At 40.7% G+C, this 11239-nt stretch carries 11 protein-coding genes and 1 pseudogene; 3 read left to right on the forward strand and 9 right to left on the reverse strand.

The window, feature by feature from the left end:
• Window positions 1-117: 117 nt before the first annotated feature.
• The 3 genes from FC70_RS02475 to FC70_RS02485 are packed head-to-tail and all read right to left on the reverse strand — an operon-like array spanning window position 118 to window position 6119.
• On the reverse strand, window positions 118-1326 hold the full coding sequence (locus FC70_RS02475) for a restriction endonuclease subunit S (protein WP_057889460.1): 1209 nt from the start codon (window positions 1324-1326) through the stop codon (window positions 118-120).
• Window positions 1316-2938 carry a type I restriction-modification system subunit M gene (locus tag FC70_RS02480; RefSeq protein ID WP_057889461.1) on the reverse strand — a complete coding sequence of 541 codons (1623 nt, stop codon included), beginning with the start codon at window positions 2936-2938 and terminating at the stop codon, window positions 1316-1318. The genes FC70_RS02475 and FC70_RS02480 overlap by 11 nt, the downstream gene beginning before the upstream one ends.
• 13 nt (window positions 2939-2951) lie before the next feature.
• On the reverse strand, window positions 2952-6119 hold the full coding sequence (locus FC70_RS02485) for a type I restriction endonuclease subunit R (protein ID WP_057889462.1): 3168 nt from the start codon (window positions 6117-6119) through the stop codon (window positions 2952-2954).
• Between the two features lie 179 nt (window positions 6120-6298).
• On the opposite strand from FC70_RS02485, the pseudogene FC70_RS02490 reads away from it, so the two are divergent.
• Window positions 6299-7181 (forward strand): annotated as a pseudogene (locus FC70_RS02490) (IS30 family transposase).
• Window positions 7182-7851: 670 nt separating this feature from the next.
• On the opposite strand, the gene FC70_RS02500 reads toward FC70_RS02490, so the two are convergent.
• The 6 genes from FC70_RS02500 to amaP all read right to left on the reverse strand — a co-directional run bounded on the left by FC70_RS02500 (window position 7852) and on the right by amaP (window position 10010).
• On the reverse strand, window positions 7852-8067 hold the full coding sequence (locus tag FC70_RS02500; protein ID WP_003680381.1) for a CsbD family protein: 216 nt from the start codon (window positions 8065-8067) through the stop codon (window positions 7852-7854).
• Between the two features lie 197 nt (window positions 8068-8264).
• Entirely contained in the window at window positions 8265-8405 is a 141-nt protein-coding gene (locus tag FC70_RS09385; RefSeq protein ID WP_003681696.1) for a hypothetical protein, read from the reverse strand.
• 11 nt (window positions 8406-8416) lie between these two features.
• Window positions 8417-8668 carry a GlsB/YeaQ/YmgE family stress response membrane protein gene (locus FC70_RS02505; RefSeq protein WP_003680323.1) on the reverse strand — a complete coding sequence of 84 codons (252 nt, stop codon included), beginning with the start codon at window positions 8666-8668 and terminating at the stop codon, window positions 8417-8419.
• Between the two features lie 14 nt (window positions 8669-8682).
• Window positions 8683-9225, reverse strand: a complete 543-nt coding sequence (locus FC70_RS02510; protein ID WP_041095698.1) for an Asp23/Gls24 family envelope stress response protein — start codon at window positions 9223-9225, stop codon at window positions 8683-8685.
• Between the two features lie 27 nt (window positions 9226-9252).
• The gene (locus tag FC70_RS02515) at window positions 9253-9438 is read right to left on the reverse strand and encodes a DUF2273 domain-containing protein (protein ID WP_041095700.1); all 186 of its coding nucleotides are present in this window, start codon (window positions 9436-9438) and stop codon (window positions 9253-9255) included.
• An 11-nt stretch (window positions 9439-9449) separates the two neighbouring features.
• Window positions 9450-10010 (reverse strand): alkaline shock response membrane anchor protein AmaP, encoded by a 561-nt coding sequence (gene amaP / locus FC70_RS02520; protein ID WP_041095702.1) that lies wholly within the window; start codon window positions 10008-10010, stop codon window positions 9450-9452.
• Between the two features lie 647 nt (window positions 10011-10657).
• On the opposite strand from amaP, the gene FC70_RS09455 reads away from it, so the two are divergent.
• Together FC70_RS09455 and FC70_RS02525 are read left to right on the forward strand one after the other, a co-directional pair.
• On the forward strand, window positions 10658-10789 hold the full coding sequence (locus FC70_RS09455) for a DUF5839 family protein (RefSeq protein WP_220096583.1): 132 nt from the start codon (window positions 10658-10660) through the stop codon (window positions 10787-10789).
• Between the two features lie 232 nt (window positions 10790-11021).
• Window positions 11022-11239 (forward strand): KxYKxGKxW signal peptide domain-containing protein (locus FC70_RS02525; RefSeq protein ID WP_169787473.1); only part of this gene is annotated, 218 nt, incomplete at its 3' end.

An 11239-nucleotide genomic window follows, 5' to 3' on the forward strand; every position in this document is an offset into this window, starting at 1 on the left:
AGCTATAGTTTAGGGGCACTTATAAAAAAATAAATTAAAATAGCCCCCAATATCTACATTATAGATATTGGGGGCTATTCTTTCAATGTTTTTGAGGGGTTATGTTAGTTATAGACCCTAAACAAACATCTTTTGTAAAAAGCCTTTTTTCTGTTCCTTGAGTAAATCTAACTTCCGCTGATGAAGAGTGATAGTGTTGTCTAACTGTTTAAAGAAGGTACCGATTTGTTTTTGTTCATCCTTGCTTGGAATTGCAAAGTCTGTTGAAGAAACGTTTTTCCAATCAGAACGCGGCATCTTTGTACCTGAAGTATCGTTTGCAACTTTTTGATAATCATCTGATTGAATTAGGTAATAATCAAAGGACGGAACGCTAACATCAGTAGCTTCAAAAACCCAGAAATCACCCAATGCAACGCCTTCAAAATCAGGGAATAACCAATTTTTCAAATACGGACGAAGTTTCCCATACAAAATATTTTCAGATTCAAACAACGTGCCTTTTCGACTATCAAGTTTTGATGAAATATCTTTGTTTAAGCGACCTTCTCCTGAGACAATATCCTCAAACTCAACTTTAGGTAAAACATCAGAATTTGAAGATTTATTCACTCGGTTCACAATTTCAGTTAACTTACGCTGTTCCCAAGCGTCAGCAAACCCTGCAAATCTTAATTGCGGGAACTTGCTACCATTTTTGGGGAACATTTTTTGCAAATAGCCCTGTTTAAGTTCCTTAAGCATAGCTAACTTACGCTGATGAAGGGTAATAGTGTCATCAAGTTGTTTGAAGAAAGAACCAATTTTTTGTTGTTCGACTATTTCAGGAACTGGCAATAACATCTCCATAACTTTATTTTTGGAAATGTTATATCGTGAAATACCTTGAGCTAGTAACATAAACTTCTTACGAATCACTGGTGAACGTAACATAAATGCTAGATAATAAGGGTCAAACTCAACCATTGGATGATATCCAAAACAAAAGCTGTTTAGGTAGATATTCTCAGCGGTTTCAAGCCATACAGAAGACATTCCAACCTCCTGTGGTGTTTCTGATGATGTTGTAAAGAATACGTCGCCATATTCAACTTGATGTTGTTTTGAATCAACTTCAACATTTTCAACCATTTCTGAGTTGGAGACAGGACTACTAAAAACGTTCATATAAGTAACAAATTTTGCATTCCCATGCCCAAAGTCTTCTTTAGTTTTTCCACTTAATCCTGTAAAAGTATAGCCCATTTTCCCCAACTTACGCTGTTCCCAAGGATCAGTGAAACCTTTAAATCTTAATTGCGGATATTTAGCTTGGTTATCTTTCATTGTGGGCCTCCGGTTTTGACTGGTCATTCACCTGGGTGGTCACTAACTGGCTAGCTAATTCATTAAAGGCTTGTTCATTCTGACTGATTTCCTGGTCTAGTTGCTTTAGATCAGCTTTGATTTGGTTCAGATCAATCTCGGGTTCCGGTTCAAACGTATCGACGTAGCGCGGAATATTTAAATTATAATCATTTTCCTTGATTTCCGCCGGTGAGGCCACATGGGCATATTTATCGACATCTTGCCGGTTTTGATAAGTGGTCACAATTTTTTGAATATTGGCTGCCGTTAGCTTATTTTGATTCTTGTCCTTTTCAAATTCCCGGGACGCATCAATAAATAAGACGTCATCAGTGGTTTTATGTTTCTTTAAAATCATGATCAACGTTGGAATACTGGTGGAATGAAAAATATTAGCGGGTAGCCCAATAATGGCATCAATCCGGTTATCTAACAGAAGCTTTTGGCGAATTTTGCCTTCCTTAGCCCCCCGAAATAATACGCCATGGGGTAGGACAATGCCCATAGTTCCTTGCTCCTGCAAATGATAAAAGCCGTGTAGCAGAAAGGCAAAGTCGGCTTTAGATTTAGGCGGTAAGACGCCGTAGTCGCGGAATCGAGGGTCTGACAAGCGTTTGTCGCTGTTATCCCAGTGCGCCGAGTAGGGCGGGTTCATAACGACGGCATCAAATAAGTAAGGCTCGTCAACCGGCCAATCTTTACTTAACGTATCACCATTGCGTAAGTGCATATCGTCATACGAGACTCCATGTAACATGAGGTTCATACGGGCCAGGTTATAGGTCGTGGTGTTCAATTCTTGGCCGTGATAACTCACTAAATTGGGGTCTTGCACGTGCTGTCCGACATTTAATAGCAGTGAACCGGAACCAACCGCTGGATCATAAATAGTTCGAACTTGTTTGTCACCTGCATTGCGCTGATAAGTCACAATCTGGGCAATAATGTCGGACACCTGCCGTGGAGTATAAAATTCACCCGCCTTCTTACCAGAATCACTGGCAAATTGCGCGATTAAGTATTCATAGGCGTCACCTAAGACGTCGCCTTGATGATGGACGAGATCAATCGTATTTAAAGCTAACATGGTATCACTGATAGTTTGATTCCGTTGTTGTAAAGAACTGCCTAATTTATTACTACTTAAATCCACATCGGCAAACAAGCCCGAAAAGTCTTGCGCTGAAGATAGATTTTGTGTCGACTGTTCCAGATCATGAAGCGCTTGAGATAAATCGTCTAACGCAAAAGTATGGGCTTGAATCTTGCCAATCAGGGTGGTGTACAACGCTTGTGGTTGAATTAAATAGCCGAGCGTGTTTTGCAAATACTCCACTAAACTGGGCTGCACTGAAACGCCTTCCAACTCAAACTGAGGATTCATATACTGAGCATATTTCTGGGTGACATTTTCAGTTTCGCCTGCCCAATCACTAAAAGTCGTTAAGGTTTTCTCGGATAGAAACCGATAAAAAATTAACCCTAATAAATAATTTTTATATTCGGAAGCGTCCATTTTCCCGCGTAAGACATCGGCCGCATTCCATAGGGCGCTTTCAAGTTGACTAGCTTGAGTTGTTTTTTCTGACATTGTTTAACCTCACTTATTTTTGTAGATAAATTGCTAAATCGTGTTCAATAAACTGCCGCCAAGCGGCCTGGGACTTAATCCGGTATAGTGGCAAAATAGCTGGAATCTTCGGCCCAGCGGCAGTTTGAGCTTGTAAGGCCGCTGCTAAATTCGCTGACTGCGTTAATTCTTGTTCATGATGCCATTCATCGGTACCCACGGTGTGTTCACGCGCCACCCGCAATATGGCTGTTTGATCTAAGCCCCACGTGTGGGCGAATACCGACGTTTTTTTGACCAATTGTCTCTGGGCATAATCAGCCACCAACTCCCGAGCATTCAACGCTACTGGCGCTTGATTTTGGTCACTCTGTTGCTGAAACTGTTGCATTTGTTGCTCAATATAGGGCATGGCTTCGCGAATTAATTGAGCCTGTTGCGGTTGCGTTTCCGCTAATTTATTCAAACTAGCCTGTACTTTGGCACTATTTTGCAGATAATCCGTCATATGCGCTTGGGCTTGATCAGGCGTCGAGTACTGTTGCTGTTCATCAATCCAATCTTGAATTAATTGCGTCAAATAATCATAATCCACCAAGACTACTGAACCAACGGCTAAGGAAAAGTCTAAAGCGGCCAACTCTTCGGGGACTTTCTCAGGCTCTTGGTTAGTAACCGCCGCTTTAATCCGCAGATATTTACCCGTATAGGATTCTACTTCGGTCTGAGCAATACCAAAAGTCTTTTCGCTGTTCTCCCAAGTGAAATCGTTGTACATGGATAAGGAATTCAATTGCTGATTCACTTGGCGAAAGGCTTTCACAAACTGTACCTTGGCAGTGGTTCCTTTCAGGTCATCGGCCGCCGTCGGCGTTTGAGCAATGGCTTTTAAAGCGACCACGGCCTTTTGAAATTTTAAGACAGCCTGCTGATAAGTGGGACGAATGATGACATTAAAAGAGCCTTCGCCACTATATAACTTGTAAGCTTCACGTTCATTCGCTTCCATGATTGCTGGCACCCGAAAGGTCACAATTTGGCCTTCTTGTTTTAATTCCCGGTTTTGGAGCCGGTTGGTGCGTGAGTAGGCTTGAATGAGTTCTTGATAAGCTAAGGTGCGGTCAACAAAGAGCGTGTTTAGCCGAGGGGCATCAAAACCTGTTAATAACCGTCGCACCACAATCACTAAATTAATTTCCTGATCGGGTTGCAAATGAGCAAAGACCGCCTCACGCCGGGCAGCCCGTTTTGCGACATCTTCGTTATAGAGATTCAAATCGGCTAAATCAAAATTAGTGTGATACTGCTGATTATAATCCTTTAAAATGGTGGCCATTTGGTCATGTTTGTGCGCACTCTGATCTTCGTTTTCACTTAATGAATAAGTAATCGCAATTCGGGGCCAATCAGGATCTAGCTGATTGTGAGTAGTCTTTTTCGCGGTCTTAAAGGCTTGATAATAGCGTTGCGCCATTTCAATGGAGCTGGTGGTTAAAATCGCATTGTAGTTGCCATGCCCCAAGCTGGTTTTACGTGGGCCTTTTTGTAAAATATATTGAACAACTTGGTTAATATGTTCATCGGTCTCAAAGTCAGCCGGAGTTAAATACGTTTCTTCCAAGTCCTTTACTGACATCGCTTGAATATTGGCTTGAATTTTTGCTTCATCAGCTGTACTCAGCAGGCGGCCTTGCTTATCGCGACGTGCTTTGACGCGCTGGTTTTCTTTCTCGAGGGCCCGGGTTATTAACGTATCTTTGCCAATTGTTGTTACATGTTCGACGTTAAACGGTAACACGGCTTGGTCCTCTAAGGCGTCTCGCAAGTTATAAACATGACAGACTTTACCAAATAGCTCCTCAGTCGTGACCGCTAGATCACCCTTGAGCTGTTTCTTATTTTCATTAAAGATGGGGGTGCCGGTGTAACCATACCAATTACTATTGACAAACGCTGCTCGAATTTCCTTTTGCATCTTACCAAACTGCGACCGGTGGGCTTCGTCAACAAAGAAGATAACCCGTTGCTTTAAAGTCTTACTAAAGCGGGATTGCTTACCGGTTGCCAACTGGGCTTGCGTTTTTTTGACCGCCCGATGAAGTTTTTGAATCGAGGTGACCAAGACCTTACCGTCATTTTGTTGCAATTTACGCATTAAATCACCGGTATTTTGCGCTTCGTTAATGGCAATGTCATCATTGGCGGCATAGGCACTAAAGTTACTAGTTGTCTGTTCATCTAAATCCCGCCGGTCAACTAAAAAGATGACCTTATCGACACCGGGATCTTGCGCAGCTAATTTAGCGGTTTTATATGAGGTGAGTGTTTTACCAGAACCCGTGGTATGCCAAACAAAGCCATCTTGATGGTCGTGAATCCGGTGCATCACGGCTTCAATCGCATAAATCTGATAAGGCCGTAAGAGAATTAAGCTCTGACGTTCTTGGTCGATGACCGTATATTCACTGACCATTTTGTGGGCCATGGGAATATTAAGGACTTGGCGCGTGAACGCTAAGCCGTTTTCCACGGGGTGATTATCCCGTGTCCGCCAATTAAACAAAAAAGCTTTATTGAAATGATCCGGTTCGGCATTCGCAAAATACGCCGTACTATCCGGCGTCATAATCACAAACATTTGCAACAGCGAGTAAATTCCCGTATATTTACCTTCCTGTGCGTATTTTTCAATTTGATTAAAAGCCTGGTTAAGTTCGACCGTGGCTTTTTTTAGTTCCAATTGAATTAAGGGTAACCCATTAATTAATAAGGTTACGTCAAAACGGCGATCAGGGTCGACGTCTTGAGTACCAGCTAGCCGTGGTCGTACCGCTTGCCGTACCACTTCATAACTAGATTTACCACCAGCGACGTCCGCTTTCCAAAACAACTCAAGCGTCACCGTGCCCAGCTTAGCATCATCACGTTCAACTTCCACTTTGCCAATGCCATTTTCGGCGGCTAGTAACTTAGCTGCTTCGTAAGGTGTCCGGACCTCAATCGCCCGTTTAACCTGATTAAATTCGGTATCAGTTAAAGGGTGTCCCTGCAATTTAGCATAGTTATTGTTATTTAATTTATCGCGAAAATTAGCCCATAATTGATCCGGCGTCGCACCATACAGGTCTTTTCGCTCCACCCATTGATTGCTTCCAGTCGTTAAAGTTTTAACAACTTCTTTTTCGAATGACAGTTCCAACATAAAAACATTCCTTCCCCCACCTTTAAATTACTCACTAGTTTATTATACGCGAACAGATTAGCGTTTAGGCTTCATAATTTGGTAGATTGTAAAATTAATACGAACGCTGTTCGGACAAAAAAGATCAGCTTCCTTTAAAATGGTGTTTACCACAAACCCATCTTTTAGGAGCTGATCTTTTGTCTAGTATAACCTATTCCGAACGAATTAAAATCGAAACCTTTTGTGAACTAGGGCTGTCCAATATCCAAATGGGCGTTCGGCTGAACCGATCACCGTCAACAATTTCTTATGAATTATCTCGATGTCAACCTTATCAGGCTGAATTAGCACAAACAGATGCCGAATACAAGCGATCACGATGTGGTCGGAAAACTAAGCTGGTCACCAGGAATGATTGCTCACGAATTTAAACTAGCTACTAAATCTATTTATAATTGGCTAAATCAGGGGAGAATTGATTTCTCCTTGAATGATCTACCTGAACATGGCGTACGCCAACGGCGTAACGTTGACCAACGATCCAAATATAATCAATCTTTGGGGCGATCAATTGAACAGCGTCCCATGATGATTAATCAACGTAATCGCATCGGCGATTTTGAACTAGATACAGTCGTTGGTCCTCGTGGGCATAGTAAGGCAGTTTTATTAACTTTAATCGATCGCAAATCACGGTTCCTTTGGGCATACCGGTTAAAAGATCGGACGACAGCGACTGTTAATGAAGCACTAACTAAGTTCCTAACCACTTTTAATGGTCCGGTGCACAGCTTTACTGTGGACCGTGGCACTGAGTTTAGTGGGCTAGTATCACTTGAATCACAATATGGTATTAAGACCTATTACTGCCATGCTTATACGCCAGCTGAACGTGGTAGTAATGAACGCTTTAATCGGAATTTACGTTATTTTTATCCTAAAGGGACTCGTTTTGAGCACATTAGTGCTCAAGATTTAACGACGACGTTACTCCAAATTAACCAGCGACCGCTTAAAATACTCGACTGGCAAACACCGTATCAGGTTATGCTGACAAATTTGTCCAAAAATTCGGATTAAATTTGCAATCTACCGAATATCCACTAATAGTGTATATCTATAGTTACATTATTCCACTGCTCAATGGCCTGTATGAAAGTGAAGAGCCAGATTTCACAGAACAATTAAATTCCTATAGTAAAGACTTAGCAAAGGAGATTATTCTTGATTTAATTGGAGCAACGGGTATTGATATACAAGAATTTGATAAATTAGCTATGAAGCTTTAGTTGTACTAATTGCAAATGGGACTACGGAAACTTTTAATAGATTTATCGAAAAGTTCAGCTAATCACTGTTTTTTTTGCATATGGTCAGGAGGTGGCGATATCATGATTAATTCATAGTAAATACGGGTATGAGTTTCCGGAGTGGGCACAGGCGGGTGCTCGGCTCGATAAGATGGTGTAAGGATAATAGACGTCGTGCTAAATAGCGTGGCGTTTTTATTTTGCCCAAAATTTGGAGGTGGCCGGCATGGGCCAGATGGTAAATAGCAGATTTGGCCTTGTCAGTCGCACAGAGACACGTTGCTTGGGTGACTTAGAACATCAGCTTAAAGATGGACGGTGGTAACGTAAAAAGCCGCAGCGACCACATAAGCCGCGTATTACAGTGTGGAGAAAAAACAAGGTAACAAGCGTGAAAAAATAAAAGAAGACCAGATTTTGGTCTTCTTAAAAATGATAATTTATTTATCGTCTTTATCTAACTTTTCCTTTACGTTATCAACCGTATCTTTAACAGCATCTTTGGCATCTGACAGTTTATCTTTAGCCTTACCTAGAATACCTTGACCCTTACCTTCAGCTTCGCGGGCCTTGTCGTTCGTAACCTTGCCTTCAACTTCTTTAGCTTTTCCACTTACCTTATCTTTGGTGCTATCAATTTTGTCATCTAGACTCATAATATAACCTCCCATAATGTATTTGTTACAACAGTATTATTCCACATTTTAATTTGCTTGTCTAATAAGGAGATCCTACAAGAGATAGTGTGAATGACACTTATAAGGTAGATTGCAAATTTAAATATTGATTAACTGATCTTCAATTGCTCAATCATTTACGTTCTAAGAAGCCTAATACAGATAAATTTGGCTAATTATCCATGTAATTTTTGTTGCAATGTATCACCAATGCCATCTACTTTCTTAGCAGCCAAGACGGTGCCACCGATGAGGACACCACCTACAATGAGCGTAGAAGCAATCATAAACTTAAATACACTTTTCAAGACGTCCATAAAATTCCCCCTTACTTTTTACTGGTTCGACCAACAACTAATGAAACAATCAGAACTAAAATAATTGCCCCGATGATCGATGGTATCAATGCCATGCCAGCTAACGAAGGGCCCCAAGTGCCAAGGAGCCCTTGGCCAATCCACGCACCGATTAAACCAGCTACGATATTTGCAATCCAGCCCATAGCAGCACCACGGTTAGTGATTGCGCCAGCAATGGCACCAATGATTGCCCCGACGATTAATGACCAAATAAGTCCCATATTTACTCACCCCCTTAGTTAACACGACTAGATTTATTGTCAGACGTTACTTTATCAACGCTGTCACTTAATGTTTCCTTCGATTTATTTGCGCCCTTACTGACGGCTTCCTTCGTTTTGTCTGTAGCATCGCTCACGCGATCTTGCAGAGAAGTCGAATCTTTTTCATGTTGCTCCTTTGTCTTGACATCAACAACATTCACATTTACCTCAATTACTTCTAAGTCGGTCATATTCTTTACTTCCCGAACGATAACATTTTTGATCTTGTCATACAGTTTAGAAATATCAATGCCGTATTCAGCAACAATGTCGAGATCCACTGCAACCTGCTTTTTTCCAACCTCTACATCAATTCCTGATGTGACATCGGAAGTATTAACTAGTTTTTCAGCAACATTTGCGAAAAAACCGCCATCTACGGTTAATAAGCCATCTACTTCAGAAAGTGCAATACCAATTATTTTTTGAATAACCTTATCATCAAATGTTAAATTGCCTTTAATACCAGACTTTTCGTTAGTTGTTGTTTTTTCACTTGGCGTTCCGTTCTGCATAATTTTTCCTCCTTATAATTCAAACAGTTATTTAAAAACATTTGTTAAGATACCAGTTTTTTGAATATAATAACCCGCGGTAATCCCGATTACCATAAAAATCAAAACAAAAAGCGTCTTTAAAAATCCAAAAGTGATGATAAGGACCGCTAAGAGCAATCCTATAATTCCACCAATTAGTGGCCAAAAATAGGCTTTAATGAGTTCGGTCACGTTATCACCTCCTAGACAACTCGAGATTGATGCACATTAGCGTCCGACTCATTGAAATCAACGAGTCGGATTTTTATTTTTTTCTGTTCAGAAATTCCAAGACAAATACGCAAATCTTTTTTTAATTGATTGAGAAAATTTGCAGTCTGTTTCTTGGCATTGACTGAATTTAGTAGATCACCCGATATTTTAAGTGTGATCCTTTTTCGTGATAACTTAGCTGATACCTTGGGGTTACCAATAAAGGGTTCATGTTGAAGTGCTGAAAGAGCAAAATGCTCAATAGCTTTCTTACTGATGGTAACTTGACCATCAGACTTTTGGTGAAGATATAATGACTGTGACCGTGGCCAAAAAAGTGTGATAATCAATAAAACAATTAACACCGCCGCCAGAATTATCCCACTCCAAAAAAGGTATATCGGTTCGTACTGATCCAACCAATCAAACTTTAATTGCATGGGTGTGCTAGTGCCAATGGCCGTTGACCAATTTTTAAAGACAAGAACTATGGACAAAGGAAATGCAAGGATAATAACAACTACTATTAAAGCCTTAAATATAAATCGCAAATCATCACCACCTTTACCATCATTATAGCAGACAGGTAGTGATGATGAAATTATATGCACTTATAAGAAACCAATTAAAATTTTTATTTGACTAAACCAACCTGGCCACTAGGGTATACCTTATTGGCTTTACTTGGCTGTATGAACTGATGCCACCTGCAATAGTTCAGTAGGATTGTCCAAATTAGGCGATATTTATCAAACAGTATGCAAGCTAATTTCGTGCTTGAAGATGGTAAAGGTTTGATATACATGCTGCTGTCACCACACAGAGGTCACAGCCCCGAATAGCCAGATTCAGTTCCAGGTCTGCCGGACCCAAGACGACGAGCAGGGTTGTTTCAATAATCACCACGAAAGAAGGTTGCCAAGTTTTTGACAAGCATCAACGCTGCAATAAGGACGGTAAGCTAACCGTAACGCCAAAAGCTGATAAAACCGCGGAGTATGCTGGTAACCCAGCAAAACCAACGATGCCAGCGCCTAAGCCAACGGTTACTAAAGTAGTTAAGATGATCCAGACTGGTCATCACCAAACTTAATTTGATCGATTGGTGGCTTGGTTCAAATAATTGCTAGTCTGAGGGCTCAGCACGTGTACTAAACACATTAAGGAATGACTGATGACCAAAATAGGAGGAATCAACATGGCTGATAATGTGTTAATGGCCTATCATATTGTGCATGATCCCGATGATTGGGCGAAACATGTGTTGAATACGAAAAAGTTGTATAAGTGGCGGATCACTGAACAGACGAGAGGGATGCCAGTGATTTAAATTTAAAGTTTAAGTATGCTATTATAATATAAACGTGATTTATTAAGACCACTTAATTAATAATAGGACTTTAGCATGATTTCAAATATTTTCGTGCGAAAGATAGGCCCCATTTAAGGGATATAAGGGGATATTAGTAGTTTCTATTATAATTTAAAAAACCGATAGCCTTAATAAACCGGGATTTTAATGACAACATTTTATTTGAAATAGTGTGAAAGGTAGGTTTTTTATGTTAAGGAATAATTACTTTGGAGAGACTAAAACGCATTATAAACTGTATAAACGCGGTAAGAATTGGGCTGTCATGGGGATTTCATTATTTTCACTGGGATTAGGGATGCTAGTTACCGGCCAGCCAGTGTCAGCTGATGTGACAGCCACCAGCACCTCAAGCAGTGCAGCAAAGGCTGAAACGACCAGTGCAAGTAGTAGCAGTGCAGCAAAGGC

It is taken from the genome of Paucilactobacillus oligofermentans DSM 15707 = LMG 22743, assembly GCF_001434315.1.
Lineage (GTDB): Bacteria > Bacillota > Bacilli > Lactobacillales > Lactobacillaceae > Paucilactobacillus > Paucilactobacillus oligofermentans.